This window comes from Aeromonas sp. FDAARGOS 1402 (genome assembly GCF_019046925.1).
Lineage (GTDB): Bacteria > Pseudomonadota > Gammaproteobacteria > Enterobacterales > Aeromonadaceae > Aeromonas > Aeromonas caviae.
The window spans coordinates 4,321,736-4,340,461 of the sequence record NZ_CP077201.1 but is presented as its reverse complement, the minus strand read 5'-3'; the positions used below and the strand labels follow the sequence as shown (position 1 = coordinate 4,340,461).

Annotated in this window: 16 protein-coding genes and 1 tRNA gene; 11 read left to right on the top strand and 6 right to left on the bottom strand. The window is 60.9% G+C overall.

What is annotated here, in order from left to right:
• Positions 1-54 precede the first annotated feature (54 nt).
• A complete protein-coding gene (locus I6L32_RS20250; RefSeq protein ID WP_102948623.1) occupies positions 55-816 on the top strand; it encodes a Nif3-like dinuclear metal center hexameric protein in 762 nt (253 codons plus the stop codon).
• A gap of 114 nt (positions 817-930) precedes the next feature.
• Here the strand turns inward: I6L32_RS20250 and purN are convergent, their stop codons facing one another.
• The gene (gene purN / locus I6L32_RS20245; RefSeq protein ID WP_042017578.1) at positions 931-1,569 is read right to left on the bottom strand and encodes a phosphoribosylglycinamide formyltransferase; all 639 of its coding nucleotides are present in this window, start codon (positions 1,567-1,569) and stop codon (positions 931-933) included.
• A gap of 32 nt (positions 1,570-1,601) precedes the next feature.
• Positions 1,602-2,639, bottom strand: a complete 1,038-nt coding sequence (purM, locus tag I6L32_RS20240) for a phosphoribosylformylglycinamidine cyclo-ligase (RefSeq protein ID WP_201997584.1) — start codon at positions 2,637-2,639, stop codon at positions 1,602-1,604.
• A 176-nt stretch (positions 2,640-2,815) separates the two neighbouring features.
• Here purM and upp point away from each other — a divergent pair, with 176 nt between their 5' ends.
• From upp to hda, 3 genes are all read left to right on the top strand, one after another.
• Positions 2,816-3,442 (top strand): uracil phosphoribosyltransferase, encoded by a 627-nt coding sequence (gene upp / locus I6L32_RS20235; RefSeq protein WP_005302745.1) that lies wholly within the window; start codon positions 2,816-2,818, stop codon positions 3,440-3,442.
• A gap of 141 nt (positions 3,443-3,583) precedes the next feature.
• Positions 3,584-4,612: a DUF2066 domain-containing protein gene (locus I6L32_RS20230; RefSeq protein ID WP_201997585.1), complete on the top strand. Its 1,029-nt coding sequence runs from the start codon at positions 3,584-3,586 to the stop codon at positions 4,610-4,612.
• Positions 4,613-4,714: 102 nt separating this feature from the next.
• Complete coding sequence (gene hda / locus I6L32_RS20225) at positions 4,715-5,416, top strand: DnaA inactivator Hda (protein ID WP_010675272.1); 702 nt, start codon at positions 4,715-4,717, stop codon at positions 5,414-5,416.
• Between the two features lie 206 nt (positions 5,417-5,622).
• Here hda and aceA read toward each other — a convergent pair whose 3' ends face one another.
• The 4 genes from aceA to I6L32_RS20205 all read right to left on the bottom strand — a co-directional run bounded on the left by aceA (position 5,623) and on the right by I6L32_RS20205 (position 9,780).
• Entirely contained in the window at positions 5,623-6,936 is a 1,314-nt protein-coding gene (gene aceA / locus I6L32_RS20220) for an isocitrate lyase (RefSeq protein WP_041214877.1), read from the bottom strand.
• 69 nt (positions 6,937-7,005) lie between these two features.
• Positions 7,006-8,613, bottom strand: coding sequence for a malate synthase A (gene aceB / locus I6L32_RS20215; protein ID WP_104453131.1), 1,608 nt, complete (start codon positions 8,611-8,613; stop codon positions 7,006-7,008).
• A 692-nt stretch (positions 8,614-9,305) separates the two neighbouring features.
• Positions 9,306-9,446, bottom strand: a complete 141-nt coding sequence (locus I6L32_RS20210) for a hypothetical protein (RefSeq protein WP_010675269.1) — start codon at positions 9,444-9,446, stop codon at positions 9,306-9,308.
• Between the two features lie 257 nt (positions 9,447-9,703).
• Positions 9,704-9,780, bottom strand: a tRNA-Pro gene (locus tag I6L32_RS20205).
• Positions 9,781-10,165: 385 nt separating this feature from the next.
• Here I6L32_RS20205 and tadA point away from each other — a divergent pair.
• The 7 genes from tadA to I6L32_RS20170 all read left to right on the top strand — a co-directional run bounded on the left by tadA (position 10,166) and on the right by I6L32_RS20170 (position 18,652).
• Positions 10,166-10,714: a tRNA adenosine(34) deaminase TadA gene (gene tadA, locus I6L32_RS20200; protein WP_080768115.1), complete on the top strand. Its 549-nt coding sequence runs from the start codon at positions 10,166-10,168 to the stop codon at positions 10,712-10,714.
• Positions 10,715-10,883: 169 nt separating this feature from the next.
• Positions 10,884-13,121, top strand: a complete 2,238-nt coding sequence (locus I6L32_RS20195; RefSeq protein ID WP_216944397.1) for an ABC transporter permease subunit — start codon at positions 10,884-10,886, stop codon at positions 13,119-13,121.
• 17 nt (positions 13,122-13,138) lie between these two features.
• Positions 13,139-14,788, top strand: a complete 1,650-nt coding sequence (gene pstA / locus I6L32_RS20190) for a phosphate ABC transporter permease PstA (protein WP_042017560.1) — start codon at positions 13,139-13,141, stop codon at positions 14,786-14,788.
• A 104-nt stretch (positions 14,789-14,892) separates the two neighbouring features.
• Entirely contained in the window at positions 14,893-15,711 is an 819-nt protein-coding gene (pstB, locus tag I6L32_RS20185; protein WP_010675264.1) for a phosphate ABC transporter ATP-binding protein PstB, read from the top strand.
• Positions 15,712-15,819: 108 nt separating this feature from the next.
• A complete protein-coding gene (gene phoU / locus I6L32_RS20180) occupies positions 15,820-16,530 on the top strand; it encodes a phosphate signaling complex protein PhoU (RefSeq protein WP_029314752.1) in 711 nt (236 codons plus the stop codon).
• Between the two features lie 241 nt (positions 16,531-16,771).
• A complete protein-coding gene (locus I6L32_RS20175) occupies positions 16,772-18,091 on the top strand; it encodes a hemolysin family protein (protein WP_041213150.1) in 1,320 nt (439 codons plus the stop codon).
• Positions 18,092-18,109: 18 nt separating this feature from the next.
• Entirely contained in the window at positions 18,110-18,652 is a 543-nt protein-coding gene (locus I6L32_RS20170) for a hypothetical protein (protein ID WP_042017561.1), read from the top strand.
• Positions 18,653-18,726 lie beyond the last annotated feature (74 nt).

The window sequence follows — 18,726 nt, the reverse complement described above, 5'->3', positions numbered from 1 at the left end:
GATCGGAATCCGGCTCCCCGCACAGTACGTGGGGAGCCCAGCTAGGAGACCCCCATGATCTCTCATCGTAAACTGGAAAGCCTGCTCAACCACCTGCTCGAACCCCATGCCATCAAGGATTACTGCCCCAACGGCCTGCAGGTGGAGGGGCGCGAGCGCATTCGCAAGGTGGTGACCGGCGTCACCGCCAGCCAGGCCCTCATCGATGCCGCCGTGGCCGCCGATGCTGACGCCATCCTGGTCCATCACGGCTACTTCTGGAGCGGCGAGCCGGCCCAGATCACCGGCATGAAGCAGCGTCGTCTCAAGACCCTCTTGACCCACGACATCAACCTGTTTGCCTACCACCTGCCGCTGGACGTGCACCCCGAGGTGGGGAACAACGCCCAGCTTGCCAAGCTGCTTGGCATCAAGGTGCGTCGCGGTCTCGAACCCTGGAACAGCAAGAGCGTCGCCATGGTGGGCAAGCTGGAGGAGCCCATGAGCGGCAGCGATTTTGCCAAGCTGATTGCCGAGCGTCTCGGTCGCGAGCCGCTTCATTGTGGTGACAGTGGCCCCGAGCTCATCCGCTCCGTGGCCTGGTGCACCGGCGGTGGCCAGAGCTACATCAGCCAGGCGGCCGAGCAGGGCATCGATGCCTTCATCTCCGGCGAAGCCTCCGAGCAGACCATCCACACCGCCCGGGAGATGGGCATGCACTTCTACGCCGCAGGCCACCACGCCACCGAACGTTACGGCGTCAAGGCGCTGGGAGAGTGGCTCGCCACCGTACACGGGTTGGAGGTGACCTTTATCGATATCGACAATCCGGTGTAGGGCCGATTAGCCGCGCAGCGGCGTCATCGGACGTGATGATAACCATTGTGCTGGTCGATGGAAATGACAAGGGAGGCCTGAGCCTCCCTTGTTGTGTCTTACTGCTGCTAGCGGTTACTCGCTGGCATAGCCTGCCAGGCCAAGCTGCTTGCCATCGAGGAAGGCAGACCCTTCTCGCATCTGCAAGCGCCCTTCACAGAACCACTGCACTACCAGGGGGTAGATGCTGTGCTCCTGCACCTGGACCCGGGCGGCGACCTCGTCGGCACTGTCCCCTTCGAAGATGGGGACCCGTGCCTGGAGGATCACCGGGCCGCCGTCAAGCTCTTCGGTGACGAAGTGGACGCTGGCGCCGTGCTCGTCATCACCGGCCTCGATGGCGCGCTGGTGGGTGTGCAGACCCTGGTATTTCGGCAGCAACGAGGGGTGGATGTTGATCATCCTCCCCGCAAAGTGACGCACGAGGTCGGCGCTCAGGATCCGCATAAAGCCGGCCAGCACCACCAGATCCGGCTGATAATCCGCCATCAGGGCCAGCAGGGCGGCATCATACTCCTCCCGGCTGGCGAACTGCTGCTGAGCCAGGATGGCGGTTGCCACCCCGGCTTCCCTGGCACGCACCAAGCCATAGGCATCAGCCTTGTTGCTGATGACGCCGACCACCTGACCGGCAATCTTGCCGCCGGCACAGCCGTCGAGGATGGCCTGCAGGTTGCTGCCGCTGCCTGAGATGAGGACGAGGATGCGTTTCATAGGGGAGGTCATCTGGCCGTTGATCCGATCATTCATTGAATGATGACCTGCTCCTCACCATCGGCCGCCTTGGCGATGTGGCCGATGTGCCAGGCGTTCTCGCCTTCGGCCTTGAGCAGGGCCAGGGCCTTGTCCAGCTGATCCGCCGGCAGGGCGATGATCATGCCGACGCCGCAGTTGAAGGTGCGATACATCTCGTGGCGGGTGACGTTGCCTGCCTGTTGCAGCCAGCTGAACACCGCCGGCCACTGCCAGCTCTGCTCGTCGATGACCGCCTGGGTGTTGGTGGGCAGCACGCGCGGGATGTTCTCCCAGAAGCCGCCGCCGGTGATGTGGGACAGGGCGTGGATCTCGCACTCCTTGATGAGCTTGAGCACGGGCTTCACATAGATGCGGGTCGGCTCCAGCAGGGCGTTGGCCAGGGTGGTGTCACCCAGCGGCTGCTTCACGTCGGCCTTGGAGACTTCCAGGATCTTGCGAATGAGGGAGAAGCCGTTGGAGTGGGGACCGCTGGCGGCCAGGGCGATCAGGGCATCCCCTTCGCCAACCTTGCTGCCGTCGATGATCTCGCTCTTTTCCACCACACCGACGCAGAAACCGGCGATGTCGTAATCTTCCCCTTCATACATGCCAGGCATTTCGGCAGTTTCACCGCCGACCAGGGCACAGCCGGACTGTTCGCAGCCGGCGCCGATGCCGGTGACCACGGCAGCGGCAGTGTCCACGTCCAGCTTGCCGGTGGCATAGTAGTCGAGGAAGAAGAGGGGCTCTGCGCCCTGCACGATGAGGTCATTGACGCACATGGCGACCAAGTCGATCCCCACGGTGTCGTGCTTCTTCAGGTCGATGGCCAGACGCAGCTTGGTGCCCACCCCGTCGGTACCGGAGACCAGTACCGGTTCCTTGTAGCCAGCAGGGATTTGACACAGGGCCCCAAAGCCGCCAAGACCACCAAGGACTTCAGGACGACGAGTGCGTTTTGACACGCCCTTGATACGTTCAACCAGTGCATTGCCGGCATCGATATCTACGCCAGCATCCTTGTAGCTCAGTGAGGTTTTGTCAGTCACGCGTATTCCCCGTCATATAAAGAAGTGGAGGGTAAAATTCGGGGCGTATTCTACCAGCGGGCACGAAAAACCAGAAAGAAAATCGTTTGCGCGTTTTTGAATCGAAAAGCTCTACAAGCCGTGGCTTTTGTTGTATGATTCCGCGATTTTTTTGGCGCCGGTTAGAGGAGATAATAATGAAAGTCGTTGAAGTCAAACACCCCCTGGTCAAGCACAAGATCGGCCTGATGCGCGAAGGCGACATCAGCACCAAGCGTTTCCGTGAACTGGCCAAGGAAGTGGGCAGTTTGTTGACCTATGAAGCGACCTCTGACTTCGAAACCGAAAAAGTGACCATCGATGGCTGGAACGGCCCTGTGGAAGTTGACCAGATCAAGGGCAAGAAGGTCACCGTCGTGCCCATCCTGCGCGCCGGTCTTGGCATGATGGACGGGGTGCTGGAGCACATGCCGAGTGCCCGCGTCAGCGTGGTCGGTATCTATCGCGATGAAGAGACCCTGCAGCCTGTCCCCTACTTCGAGAAGATCGTCAGCAACATCGAAGAGCGTCTGGCCCTGGTCATCGACCCCATGCTGGCCACCGGCGGCTCCATGATCGCCACCATCGATCTGCTCAAGAAGAAAGGTTGCCAGTCCATCAAGGTGCTGGTGCTGGTTGCCGCCCCCGAAGGCATCAAGGCCCTGGAAGCCGCTCACCCGGACGTGGAGCTGTTCTGTGCCTCCATCGACCAAGGGCTGAACGAGAAGGGCTATATCGTCCCGGGTCTGGGGGATGCCGGCGACAAGATCTTCGGCACCAAGTAAGCATCACCCCATCGCCGCGCCCAAGGCGCGCAAACGGAGCCGGCATACTGCCGGCTCCGCTGTTTCTCCCCCCCTTTGCTTGCTGCCATGCGCGCCTTGCCGCTACCATAAGCACCATCCCCCATTTCGAGAATCTTCTTTATGCTGAAACGCTTAGCGACTCTCCTCTGCTGCTGTCTGCCTCTCGTGGTGTCGGCCGCCCAGGTAACCGACCTCTATCAGGGCAAGGCTCCCACCAGTGGCGACATGACGGCCGCCCAGTCCCAGGCGCTGGGGGATGTGCTCGTCAAGGTGACGGGCAAGCGCGATATCCTCACCCAGCCGGATGTGGTGAAGGCCCTGGCGGCGCCGGCGGATTACGTGCAGCAATACAGCTATCAGGACATCGGCTCGGTCAAGTTTCTCAAGGCGGATTTCAATGTGGTCAAGGTGAACGCCCTGGTCGGCCAGAGCAAGTTTGCCCTGCTTGGCCCGGTGCGGCCGCAGGTCGCCATCTGGCTGGTGGTCGACGAAGGGGAGCGGCGCATTCTGCCGGATCAGTCCGGCGATGGCTGGTCCGAGGCGCTGCGTGCCCAGACCCAGGCCATGGGGCTGCCGGTCAGTCTCCCGCTGATGGACTTGGATGACAACATGGCGGTCAATGCCACCGATGTCTGGGGCCGCTTTGCCGATCCCGTGCTCAAGGCGAGCCAGCGTTACGGCGCCGAAATGGTGGTGCTCGGCAAACTTAGCCCGGAGGGGGAGGCCTGGAGCATCGACTGGGGTCTTTATGGTACCAAGCCGGGGGCGCAGGCAGGAGAGCTGACCGAGCTGACCAAGGGCACGGGTTCAGGTACCCAGGCCGAGGTGGCAAAGGGCTTTGCCGATGCCCTGGCCGGTTGGCTGGTGCAGCAGTACGGTACCCGTCTCTCCGGTGTCGCCTCCAGCCAGACCCTGGTGGTGGAGGGGCTGTCCGACATCGATGGCATGATCCAGATCCAGAAGCTGCTGCAGGGGATGGCCAGTGTCACCAAGGTGGCCATCGGCAAGCTGGAAGGGGACAAGGTGACCTTCAACCTCTCGCTGCAGGGGGACAAGGCCGAGCTGGTGAGGGGGTTGCAACTGGAGAGCCGCCTTCATCAGGTGGAAGACAACGAGAACGGCCTGCGCTATCAATGGTCGCAGCCCTGATCTCGGGGAAGGATCCTGACCGCCCGGCATGGTCCGGGCGGTTCTCTATCTGCCCCGCTGGTGATACACTTGCCCGCAAATATCACAGTCAAAGCCTAACGAGTGAAGCAACCGGCCCAACTGTCTTTAGCCGTACAACTACCGGATGATGAAACCTTCGTCAGTTTTTATCCCGGCAACAACGCCCATCTGATCACCGCCCTCAAGAATGCGGCCATCGGTCAGGGCTCGCCCTTCCTCTATTTCTGGGGAGCCAAGGGGTCGGGCCGCTCCCATCTGCTCCATGCCACCTGCGCCGAGGTCAACGCCCGCGACGCGGCGGCGGCCTATCTCTCCCTCGATCAATTCGAACAGCTTGACCCCAGCATGCTCGATGCTTTGGAGAGCCTGCCCCTGGTCTGTCTCGACAGCCTGGAGGCGATCGCCGGCAACGCCCTGTGGGAGCGGGCCCTGTTCGACTTCTACAATCGCTGGAAGGAGAAGGGGGAGGGGACGCTCATCGTTACCGGCTGCAGCGCGCCACGCAAGCTGGGGCTGCAACTGCCGGATCTCGCGTCCCGTCTCGACTGGGGTGTGAGCTTCCACCTCGACGAGCTGGACGACGAGGGCAAACTCAGCGCCCTGCAACTGCGCGCCGAGCTGCGGGGTTTCAAGCTGCCCATCGACGTGGGCCGTTTCCTGCTCAACCGCCTCTCCCGCGACATGCGCACCCTGCTTGCCACCCTCAATCGTCTCGACAACGCCTCCTTCCGTGCCAAGCGCAAGCTGACCATTCCCTTTGTCAAAGAGATCCTCGAGCTCTGAAAACCTATCCCATTAGGCTAACTTATTCGCCATTTTGAACCTGGGCAGTGCTCGAAATCCTCACGTATTACAGTACGCTCCGGTTTCTGCGCGCTGTCCGTGTTCAAACTGCCTTCAACGATTACGCCTACTGGGATAGGTTCTAAGCCCCATAACGACAAACCCCGGGACTTGGCCGGGGTTTGTTTGCGAGCATTACACAGCTATCAGTGGAACTGATCTTCTTCGGTGGAGCCGGTCAGCGCGGTCACCGAGGACTGGCCGCCCTGAATGACGGTGGTCACCTTGTCGAAGTAACCCGTACCCACTTCCTGCTGGTGTGCCACGAAGGTGTAGCCACGCTCGGCAGCGGCGAACTCGGGCTGCTGCACCATCTCGACATAGTGCTTCATCCCCTCGCCACGGGCGTACTGGTAGGCCAGCTCGTACATGTGGAACCACATGTTGTGGATACCCGCCAGGGTGATGAACTGGTACTTGTAGCCCATGTCGGAGAGCTCCTGCTGGAAGCGGGCGATGGTGGCATCGTCCAGGTTCTTCTTCCAGTTGAAGCTCGGGGAGCAGTTGTAGGCCAGGATCTTGTCCGGGTACTGGGCCTTGATGGCCTCGGCAAATTTGCGCGCCTCGTCCAGATCGGGCTTGGCGGTCTCGCACCACACCATGTCGGCGTAAGGGGCGTAGGCCAGGCCGCGGGAGATGGCCTGCTCGATGCCGGCCTGCACCTTGTAGAAGCCCTCGCTGGTGCGCTCACCGGTCAGGAAGCCGGCATCGTAGGGGTCGGCATCCGTGGTCAGCAGATCTGCCGCGTTGGCGTCGGTACGGGCGATCACCAGGGTGGTGGTGCCGCAGACGTCGGCTGCCAGACGGGCTGCGATGAGCTTTTGCACCGCTTCCTGGCTCGGGACCAGTACCTTGCCGCCCATGTGGCCGCATTTTTTCACGGAAGCCAGCTGATCTTCGAAGTGCACCCCGGCGGCGCCCGCTTCAATCATCCCCTTCATCAGCTCGAAGGCGTTCAGCACGCCGCCGAAACCGGCTTCCGCATCCGCTACTATGGGCAGGAAGTAGTCGATGAAGCCCTTGTCCTCTGGTCCAACCTTGTTGGCCCACTGGATCTGGTCGGCCCGGGCGAAGGAGTTGTTGATGCGCTCCACCACGGAGGGGACAGAGTTGGCCGGGTAGAGGGACTGATCCGGGTACATGGTGGAGGAGAGGTTGTTGTCCGCTGCCACCTGCCAGCCGGAGAGATAGATGGCTTCGATGCCGGCCTTGGCCTGCTGCACCGCCTGGCCGCCGGTCAGGGCGCCGAGGCAGTTTACATAGCCTTTTTTGGCGCCGCCGTGGATCAGCTCCCACAGTTTGTCGGCGCCGCGTTGGGCCAGAGTGTGTGCCGGCTGCAGGCTGCCACGCAGGTTCACCACGTCCTCGGCGCTGTAGCCGCGCTTGATCCCTTTCCAGCGGGGGTTTTCTGCCCAGTCTTTCTCGATAGCCTGGATCTGTTGCTCACGGGTCAGTGCCATATCAGTTCCCTCTTTCATTGATTTCACGTTTCCATTGACTTGTTATGGGGGCCGTTACCGGCCCGGGTCTCACAGCCGCTCGTAGCCGGGCAGCGTCAGAAAATCGATGAGTGTGTCGGCGCAGGTGATCTCGTCCATCAGGGCGCTAGCCTCGGAGAAACGGCCCGATTGCCAGCGGGCCTCGCCCACTTCGCCTCTGACCACCTCCTGCTCCTCGGCCAGCATCTGGCGGAACAGCGCCTTGGTCACCGCCTGACCGTTGGAGAGGGTCTTGCCGTGGCGGATCCACTGCCAGATGGAGGTGCGGGAGATCTCGGCGGTGGCGGCATCTTCCATCAGTCCGTAGATGGGCACGCAGCCATTGCCGTTGATCCAGGCTTCCAGGTATTGCAGGGCGACCCGGATATTGGTGCGCATGCCCGCCTCGGTGCGATCACCCTCACAGGGGGCCAGCAGGTCGGCCGCCGTGATGGGGGCATCCTGCTCGCGCAGCACGCCGATCTGGTTCTGGGCACCCGCCGGAATGGTGGCGTTGAACACCGCCATGGCGGTATCGGCCAGACCGGGGTGGGCGACCCAGGTGCCATCGTGGCCGTTGTCGGCCTCGCGCTGCTTGTCCGCGTGCACCTTGGCAAACACCTGTTCGTTGACTGCCGCGTCCTTGGCCGGAATAAAGGCGGCCATGCCCCCCATCGCCAGCGCGCCGCGTTTGTGGCAGGTCTTGATAAGGAGTCGCGAGTAGGCAGAGAGGAACGGCTTGTCCATGGTCACCACCTGACGATCCGGCAGGACGCGATCCGGGTGGTTCTTCAAGGTCTTGATATAGCTGAAGATGTAGTCCCAGCGACCGCAGTTGAGGGCGACGATGTGATCCTTCATCTGATAGAGCAGCTCGTCCATCTCGAATACTGCCGGCAGGGTCTCGATGAGCACGGTGGCCTTGATGGTACCGCGGGGCAGACCGAATTTGTCCTCGGTCCAGGCGAACACCTCGCTCCACCAGCGCCCTTCCAGATGGCTCTGCAGCTTGGGTACGTAGAAGTAGGGACCGGAGCCCTTGGCCAGCAACGCCTTGTGGTTGTGCAGGAAATAGAGGGCGAAGTCGAACAGGCCGCCGGGAATGGGGGCACCATCAAAGGTGACGTGCTTCTCCGGCAGATGCAGACCGCGAACCCGGCAGATGAGCACGGCCGGATTGGGATTCAGGGTATAGGCCTTCCCCTCCGGGCTCTGGTAGGCAATGGTGCCGTTGACCGCATCGCGCAGGTTGATCTGGCCCTCGATCACCTTGTTCCAGGCCGGGGCCAGTGAGTCCTCGAAGTCGGCCATGAAGACCTTGACGTTGGCGTTGAGGGCATTGATCACCATTTTGCGCTCGACCGGGCCGGTGATCTCCACACGGCGGTCCTGCAGATCGGCGGGGATGCCGCGCACCGTCCAGTCACCATCGCGAATATGGGCGGTCTCTGGCAGGAAGTCCGGCAACTCGCCGCCATCGATACGGGCCTGGCGTGCGACTCGCTGCTTCAGCAGCTCATTGCGTTGGGGAGCGAAACGTTCCACCAGTTCGGACACCAGGGCCACCGCATCCGGCGTCAGGATCTGCGCGTAATCGGGAAGCATCTCGCCTTGAATGCGCAGGCGGGTGCTGCTGATGGTCTGGGCCGGTGCCGACATAGTGGGTACTCCTCCAAAAGTTACATTTTGAATTTATTAACTACGACTAACGTCTACATCCCTTTCTTTCAAACTCCCCGTAACAGCGGGGTAACACGATTCATAAGGTGCAAAAGAATGGCGGATTCGTCAACTTGATTTTTAAAACAGGTGTTTTTTGATGATAGTTAAAATGCTGTTTTAAATGGATTTATGTGATTAGTGCAAAAGCTCTTTGCAGATGGTTATGCTCTTGGGTTGCCGGGGCGGCAGGGGGGAGGATTTCGGTAGAGGGGATGGGTTAAAAATGTAATTAATTACGTAATAAAATTACAAATGCAAAAACAAATCCCGACATTACTCCAAGCTTTGCAAAAACAGCTGTATGAAATGCCTTCGTTCAATCCAGCCTGCATGGGGGCTATGAAGTAACCGGGTAGTGAACTGGCGTTTAAAACTAAAATGTCAAATTGAGTCAAAATGGCGAAGGCGAACAGGAGAGAGGGAAATGACGAGCAATAACGTAGGTTTGTATCAAGGCGTGTCCATGAAGGAGAGGGAGGTTGGAACGCAGCAGATGGTCAATTAAACTGATTTTTGAAGAAAAACTAGCATTTTGTCGTTATTTGCGGTGGCGGTCTGTTGGCCTGGGTCAAGGGCGGTGCCGGACAGCAAAACCGGCGTCTTGAACCGCACTATGGCACGGGCTCGTCTCAGTAATCTTCATCCGGGGCGGCGAGATCGATCACATCGAGGTGCACTGAACTGCCAAACCCGTGCTCTGCGGAATCGAGCTCGGAAGGCGTGGGGGAGATCAGGGGCTGAACGGGCTGGGAGTCAACAGCTTGGGTCATGGATGCTTGCCTCATTGATTGCAAGCCGGTCGGTGATTCCATCACCCTAGTGTCCACCTCCCTGTTTTTATGGCCGGCGGAAAAGTTGCGTATCCTAGCGGCACTTTATGAAAGCTTCAAGTGGTTCTGTATAAAATTCATGCCAATAAAAAGCGGCGACCCGATGAACGGGGGAGGCGAGAGGAAAAAGAGGCAAGCGTCGGGCGTGCAGGCAAAAAAATAGCCCAGTCGTTTGACTGGGCTATTCTCGGGGAATTTGGTCGGTGTGAGAGGATTCGAACCTCCGACCCTCTACACCCCATGCAGATGCGCTACCTGGCTGCGCTACACACCGACGGAGTCAGCTCGGCTGACGGAGAGGAAGTCTAATCGGATGATTTGGCGGGCGCAACTCCTTTTTTATCAGGGAGATGCCGACTGCTTCTTTATTGTTCAGCCAAGATGCAACTTGGGCCCTGGCCGGAGTTTTGGCATAATCGCCGCCCCCTTAGGCGGGCACAGGGTGGCGAACACCCAACTCGGGGTGTTCCGATGTCGCCGGGGCCTTTGGCCTCTCTTTCATTGACAGCATCTTCTGCCGTGGGCTACCGGCTACCGGCCAGCGCGAGGGGGAAGGGGCCCGGTGTGCCCAGGGCCGGGACGCAGCAATCCGGGAGTACGCGGCCGATGCCGTGCAGGGGCCAGGCAAGCCGACATCATATCGACGAGAGGATCAGGGCGTGAAACCATCTGAAGTTGCAGCACAGATCAGCCAGCGCGAGGAGGACGAACGCTGGATGCGCCATGCCATGGCCCTGGCAGCCAGGGCAGAGGGGATAGGCGAGATCCCGGTGGGCGCCGTGCTAGTGCTGGGGGACAAGATAGTGGCAGAGGGGTGGAATCGCTCCATCAGCGAGCACGACGCCTGCGCCCATGCCGAGGTGATGGCGCTTCGGGAAGCGGGCAAGCAGCTTGAAAACTATCGCCTGCTCGACACCACCCTCTATGTGACGCTGGAGCCCTGCTGCATGTGTGCCGGCGCCCTCATCCACAGCCGGGTCAAGCGGGTGGTCTATGGTGCCCGGGATTTGAAGACGGGGGCGGCAGGCTCTGTGTTCGACATCCTGCTGGATCCCCGCCACAACCACCAGGTGGCACTGACGGGGGAGGTGCTCGCCGACGCCTGCTCGGCCCAGCTGTCGGATTTCTTCAAACGGCGCCGCGCCGAGAAGAAGGCGGCCAGACTCGCCGCGAAAGAGGCGCTTCCTCAAGATGACAGCGGGGCCTGATGGCCCCGTTTGCTTTTATTTCACTGCCAGACCGGCTGCCTGCTTCCCCCCGAATACCAACTGCCACACCCCCCGATGAAGCCCGTGCTCTTTGCCGCTGTTGATGTAACAAAACTGTCATGCATCCGCCATATAATGCCGCCAAGCCTAGCTCACATTGAGGTCTTGCATGTCATCGGAATCGTTAAATCTGGTCATGGCGGGCAGTCGAAAACGCCGGATCAAGGATAAATTGGCCAAATATGGCGTCACCACAGGGGGAGCCCTGGTGCTGGTGGCGCTGTTGCTTATCTTCTTCTACCTGCTCTATGTGGTGAAGCCCATCTTCAATGGCGCCAGCATGGAGAGCACCGCGTCCTTCACCCTGCCCATCAAGGGCAAGACCGCCTGGCTCGGGGTCGAGGAGCAAAACGAGATAGGTTACCGCTTCAGCGACCAGGGGAAGGTCAAATTCTTTGCCGTGCAACCGGATGGCAAGATCAAGACCGGACAGGTGATTGGCGAGGCGCAGGTGAACGGCGAGATCACGGCAGTCGCGCCGCCTGCGCCGGGCCAGAAACTCATCGCCTATGGGTTTGCCGACGGCAAGGCTCAGGTGGTGCAACCCTATTTCAAGATCTCCTATCCCAATGACGTGCGCGTCATCGAGCCCAGCCTGCAATATCCCTTCGGCGAGACCCCCGTGGTGATCGATCCCCAGGGCAAGGCGCTGACGCGCATGGTCTTCGAGGCGACCAAGGACAAGATGGCCACCGCGGCCGTGACCGAAGATGGTCGTGGTGTGCTGATGGTGATGAGCGGCGAGGAGAATTTCCTCTCCGGCGAAATCGAGTGGAGCAACCAGACCTACACCATTCCGTCCCTGCCACGCTATGTTGACCAGATGCTGCTGACCCCGAACCTGCGCCTGTTGTTCGTGCGCGAGGGCAACCGCCTGTCGGTCTATGACATCCACAACCTGAGCGACATTTCCCTGCGCAATGTCATGGAGATCAACGCCCCCAATGCCAGCGTGACCCAGGTGGCCCTGCTCTCCGGTGCGTCCTCCCTGCTGGTGGGCAACGACAACGGCGTCATCTCCCAGTGGTTCGAGGTGGCAAAGGATGGCAAGCGCCAGTTCACCCAGATCCGTGACTTCAAGAGTGACGCGCCGGTCGCCCTGCTGACCCCCGAGCACTTTCGCAAGGGCTTCATCAGCGCAGGCAGCGACGGCACCATCAACTTCTTCCATGCCACCGGCGAAGCCAAGCTGCTTGGCGAGAAGGTTGACGGGGGCAACCTGGCTGCCGTTGCCATCTCTCCTCGCCACAACCTGCTGTTGACCCAGCAGGGGGATGACTTCAAGGTCTTTGACGTCGAGAACGATCACCCCGAGGTAACCTGGTCTGCCCTCTGGCAACAGGTGTGGTATGAAGGCTATCCCGAGCCCCAGTACGTGTGGCAGTCCACCTCCGCCAGCAACGACTTCGAAGCCAAGCTGAGCCTGGTGCCCCTGGTGTTCGGTACCTTGAAAGCCTCCTTCTATGCCATGGTGTTCGCGGTGCCCCTGGGTGTCGCCGGCGCAATCTATACCGCCTACTTCATGTCGGCGGGGCTGCGCAAATACGTCAAGCCGACGGTGGAGATCATGGCGGCGCTGCCGACCGTCATCCTCGGCTTCCTGGCGGGTCTGTGGCTCGCGCCCATCATCGAAGGGGCCCTGCCCGGGGTGATCCTGCTGCTGATCCTGCTGCCCATGGGCATGCTGCTCACCGCCCTGGTGTGGAACTATCTGCCGGAGCGCGGCCGCACCTGGCTGCCGGAAGGCTGGCACGCCATCCTGCTCATCCCTGTGCTGCTGTTCATCGGTTGGGGCGCCTTCGCCTTGAGCCCCATCATCGAGAACGCCTTCATGCACGGTGATTCGCGCATCTGGCTGACCCACGACATGGGCATCAAGTTTGACCAGCGCAACTCCCTGGTGGTTGGTATCGCCATGGGCTTTGCGGTCATCCCCACCATCTTCTCCATCGCCGAAGACGCGGTCTTCTCGGTGCCCAAGCACCTGACCCAGGGCTCGCTTGCGCTGGGGGCGACCCCGTGGCAGACCCTGAGCCGGGTGGTGATCCTCACCGCGAGCCCAGGCATCTTCTCGGCGGTGATGATGGGCCTTGGCCGCGCCGTGGGCGAGACCATGATCGTGCTGATGGCCACCGGCAACACCCCCATCATGGACTTTTCCATGTTCCAGGGGCTGCGGACCCTGGCGGCGAACATCGCGGTGGAGATGCCGGAATCGGAAGTGGGCAGCTCCCACTACCGGGTGCTCTTCCTCGCCGCCTTCGTGCTGTTTGTGTTCACCTTCTTGTTCAATACCCTGGCCGAATTCGTCCGCCAGCGGTTGCGTGAAAAGTACAGCTCTCTGTAAGGACTAAGGAATCGACAATGGGTAAGTGGTTTAAATCGGGGGCCCCCTGGATCTGGATGACGGGGGGCGCCGTCAGCCTGAGTCTGGTGGCCGTACTGGGTCTGTTGTTGCTGATTGGCTGGCGTGGTCTGGTCTATTTCTGGCCCCATCCCATCTATGAGTGGCAACTTGAAGATGCAAGCGGCAACAAGAGCGTCCTGATTGGCGAGATCAACGACCGGGAGCTGGTGCCGGTGGAGCGCCTGCGCGCCGCAGGCCAGGCGCTGGAAGGGGAGGATCGCGAAGAGATTACCCGTTATCTGGTCAAGACCGGCAACCGGGAGTTCGTGGACCTCGATTTTCGCTGGGTGCTGGAGACCGATATCAAATCGCGCACCCAGCCGGCGGAGCTCGCCATGGTGGAGCGTGCCACCAACGGCAACTTCTATGGTTACATCACCTCGGTGAAGGAAGATGGCCAGGAGCTGACCACGGATCTGCATCCCGCCTTGCAGCGGGTGCTGGCCCGTGCCAACGGCCTCTCAAGCCAAGCCAACGACCTGCAAAAAGGGGCCATCGGCAGCATCAACTATCAGCTGGAGCGCCTGCGCCTGAAAGAGCGCAAGGCCGAGCTGGATGACAAGCTGACCGATCAGCTTAAAGCCGAGCTGGCGAGCGAGCGTCAGGCGCTCAACGACCGTTACCAGGTGCTGGAGAAAGAGCTCTTCTCCCTGCGTACCCAGGCGGACAGAGACAGCATCACCGTCAAGGACATGCGCGGCGAGCTGGTGACCATGCCCATGTCCCGGGTGCTGGATGTAGTCTGGCCCAACGACATGAGCCTGATGGCCAAGGTGGGTCACTGGTTCCACCAGATTGGCAAGTTCGTCTCCGATGACCCCCGGGAGGCGAACACCGAGGGCGGCGTCTTCCCGGCCATCTTCGGCACCGTCTTCATGGTGATCCTGATGGCCATCATCGTGACCCCGCTCGGGGTGGTGGCGGCGGTCTACCTGCACGAGTACGCGGGCAAGAACAGCCTGACCAAGATCATCCGTATCGCGGTGATCAACCTGGCGGGGGTGCCCTCCATCGTCTACGGCGTGTTTGGTCTGGGCTTCTTCGTCTACACCCTGGGGGGCAGCATCGACCGCCTCTTCTACCCGGAAGCGCTGCCGAGCCCGACCTTCGGCTCCCCTGGTGTCATCTGGTCAGCCCTGACCCTGGCCATCCTGACCCTGCCGGTGGTGATCGTCTCCACCGAAGAGGGGCTGGCCCGGATCCCGAGCACCATTCGCCAGGGTTCGCTGGCGCTGGGTGCCACCCAGGCCGAGACCCTGTGGCGCATCGTGCTGCCCATGGCAAGCCCGGCCATCATGACCGGCCTTATCCTGGCCATCGCCCGTGCGGCGGGCGAGGTGGCGCCGCTGATGCTGGTGGGGGTGGTGAAGCTTGCTCCCACGTTGCCGATGGACGGCAACTTCCCGTACCTGCACGTGGAGCGCAAGTTCATGCACCTGGGCTTCCACATCTATGACGTGGGCTTCCAGAGCCCGAACGTCGAGGCGGCGCGTCCTCTGGTCTACGCCACCTCCTTCCTGCTGGTGACGGTGATCGTCGGCCTCAACCTGACGGCGATCGGTATTCGTAACCACCTGCGCGAGAAATTCCGGTCGCTGGAACATTAATCCAGCCATTACAGAGACGGGCAGGGACCTTCCCTGCCAACCAGATATTCCGGCAGCGGGCAAGACGTTTGCCCGCTGCCACCAAGAGAATTTGAGGTAAACAGATGATCAACGTAACACCGAGTTCGGCCCCGCACACCGCCACCGACCTGCTCAACCTGACCCCGGAGCAGACTGCGCTGGAGGTGAAGGATCTCAACCTGTACTACGGCAACAAGCAGGCGCTGTTCAACGTCAACATGAAGATCCCCAAGGGTCAGGTCACCGCCTTCATCGGCCCGTCCGGTTGCGGCAAGTCCACTTTGCTGCGCTGCATCAACCGGATGAACGATCTGGTGGAGATCTGCCGCATCGAGGGGGAGATCCAGCTGCACGGCCACAACATCTATGACAAGAGCGTGGATGTCTCCGCCCTGCGCCGTCAGGTGGGCATGGTGTTCCAGCGCCCCAACCCCTTCCCCAAGTCCATCTACGAGAACGTGGTCTACGGCCTGCGCCTGCAGGGCATCAATGACCGCCGTACTCTGGACGAGGCCGCCGAGCGTTCCCTGCGCGGTGCCGCCCTGTGGGAGGAAGTGAAGGATCGTCTGCACGACAACGCCTTCGGCCTCTCCGGTGGTCAGCAGCAGCGTCTGGTGATTGCCCGTGCCATCGCCATCGAGCCGGAAGTGCTGCTGCTCGATGAACCGACCTCGGCGCTGGACCCCATCTCCACCCTCACCATCGAGGAGCTCATCAACGAGCTCAAGAGCCAGTTCACCGTGGTGATCGTAACCCACAACATGCAGCAGGCGGCGCGGGTCTCGGATCAGACCGCGTTCATGTACATGGGGGAACTCATCGAGTACTCGAATACCAACACCATCTTCACCACCCCGGCCAAGAAGAAGACCGAAGACTACATTACCGGTCGTTACGGTTAAGGGATGCCGCTGATTGAGATGAGCAAGATGAGCAAGATGAGCATCAACAAACAGATTGGCAGTCAGTTCAACGGCTAAGGCATAATCGGAGCAACAAGGATTACTGGTATGGACAATATGAACCTCAACAAACACATCTCCGGTCAGTTCAATGCCGAGCTTGAGAGCGTGCGCAATCAGGTACTGGTGATGGGGGGGCTGGTGGAGAAGCAACTCACCGACGCCATCGCCGCCATCCATGGCCAGGATCTGGATGCGGCGCGCAAGATCGTGGCCAACGACCACAAGGTCAACGCCATGGAAGTGGCGATCGACGAGGAGTGCACCCGCATCATCGCCAAGCGTCAGCCCACCGCGTCCGACCTGCGGCTGGTGATGGCCATCATCAAGACCATCACGGATCTGGAGCGGATTGGCGACGTGGCGGACAAGATTGCCCGCATGCTGACCGACAACGCCAACAAGCCCCAGCCACCGCTGGTGTCGCTGGAGAACATGGGGCGTCGCACCATCAAGATGCTCCACGACGTGCTCGACGCTTTCGCCCGCATGGATCTGGATGCCGCCCTGGCGGTCTACAAGGAAGATGACAAGGTGGACCGGGAGTACGAGTCCATCATCCGCGAGCTGATGACCTACATGATGGAAGATCCGCGCACTATACCGCAGGTGCTGAACGTCTTGTGGGCGGCACGGGCCATCGAGCGGGTCGGCGATCGCTGCCAGCACATCTGCGAGTACATCGTCTACTACGTCAAGGGCAAGGATGTGCGTCACACCAAGGCCGATGACCTGAGCGATCTGCTGGGCAAGGGCTGATGGGGCGCCTTGGGTGGAGCTCCCGTCGCGGCTGCACGACGGGAATCCAACCCTGATTGAATAAAAAGGCGCTTTGAGCGCCTTTTTCATTGCATGGCACGGCAGTTCAAGATAACGCCACCCGGCGGGCGCTTTTCTGCTAGAATATGGCCCCTGTGTGAGTCCCGGATGGAGTCACGGTCCGGTTTCCCGGGCCCAGTTTGCCGTCTTGTGCTAAGGCGGCTGTCGCAATAGGTTAATCATGAGTTTTGCCGATAGTTTGTTCTTTCTGATGCTGCTGGTCGCCGGCAGCGTGTTCTTCTCACTCTCCGAGATCTCCCTTGCCGCCTCCCGCAAGATCAAGTTGCAGGTGATGGCCGACGAGGGCAACCGCCACGCCGAGAAGGTGCTGGCATTGCAGGCCCAGCCGGGCAACTTCTTTACCGTGGTGCAGATAGGCCTCAATACCGTCGCCATCCTCGGCGGTATCCTGGGGGAATCCGCCCTCAATCCCGCCATCAGGGAGCTGATTGCCGGCTTCTACCAGGGGCCCTGGCTCGGCCAGATTAGCTCTGCGGCCTCGTTCGTCTTCGTCACCGGCATGTTCATCCTGATAGCGGACCTGATGCCCAAGCGCCTTGCCATGACCATGCCCGAGCGGATCGCCGTGGTGGTGGTGCGTCCCATGATGCTGTGCGTCACCTTGCTGATGCCGCTGGTGTGGCTGTTCAACGGCATGGCCAACGGCCTGTTCCGGCTGATGCGCATCTCCATGGTGCGCAACGACGAGATCACCTCCGACGATATTTATGCGGTGATGGATGCAGGTGCCGAAGCCGGTGTCATTCAGCGCGAGGAGCACCAGCTCATCGAGAACGTGTTCGAGCTCCAGTCTCTGGGTGTCACTTCCGCCATGACGGCGCGGGAGAGCCTCATCTACTTCACCCTGCAAGAGGGGGAGGAGAGCATCAAGGCGAAGATCGCCGAGCACCCCCACAACAAGTTCCTGGTGTGCGACCACAACCTCGACAGCATCAAGGGGTTCGTGGATGCCAAGGAGCTGCTGATCCGCGTCATCAGCGGCCAGAGCATCGATCTCAACAGCGGCTCCCTGGTGCAGAACGTCATCATCATTCCCGACACCCTCAACCTCTACGAGGCGATGGAGTACTTCAAGAACCATCGCGGCGACTTTGCGGTGGTGATGAACGAATACGCCCTGGTGGTGGGCATCGTCACCATGAACGACCTGATGAGCACCGTCATGGGGGAGTGGGCCACCCACGTGGTGGAAGAGCAGATCGTCCAGCGGGACGAGAACTCCTGGCTGGTGGACGGGGTTACCCCCATCTCCGACGTGATGCGCGCCTTCGACATCGAGGAGTTCCCGGAAAACCAAAACTACGAGACCATCGCCGGTTTCATCATGTACATGCTGCGCAAGATCCCCAAGCGCACCGACTCGGTCAAATATGCCGGTTACAAGTTCGAAGTGGTGGACATCGACAGTTACAAGATTGACCAGTTGCTGGTCACCCGGGTAGAACCTGCGAGCAATGAGAAGCCCGCTCAGGAATCCTAAAGGAGTTCGTTAGCAATCATGAAGATGAAGACTCATTCCCGTGCGCTGGCCTGTGTGGCGCTCGCCCTGGCACTGGGTGCCTGCAGCCAGAGCGCACCGCGCAAGCCAGTGACGCCTGCCAAACCCGTTACCCCCGAGCCTGCCGTGGTGGTCCCGCAGCAGGATCCCGATGCGGTGGTGCAAAGCGCCGTGGCAGAGCCCAGCCCGGTGTTCGACGAGGAGTATCACGGCCCGGATCAAGGGTCGCTTGAATCGGTCACCGCCCTGTTTGCCCGGGGTTACATCGAATCCGCCATGCGCGAGACCATGCTGGCGGCGGTGCACAGCGACTATCCGCTGCTCGGCATGCGGGACGTGCGTCTCACCGACCCTGTTGCCAAGTTCCTCACCTCGGCCCAGGCACGCACCACGGCCCACGACTACCTCTATGCCGGGGTGCAGCGTCGGCTGGGCCGCCCCCTCAGCCCCGCCCAGTGGGAGCAGATCTGGCAGGGCTATCCCCAGCAGGGCCGGGTCTCCGACTGGGTCAAGCAGACCAAGCGGGTGCTGGCCGGGCGCTGAGCCCCTGGTTATCGGCGGCTGTGCCCGCCTTGATCCCCTGTTTCACAAGAGGCCACCCCCCGGGGTGGCCTCTT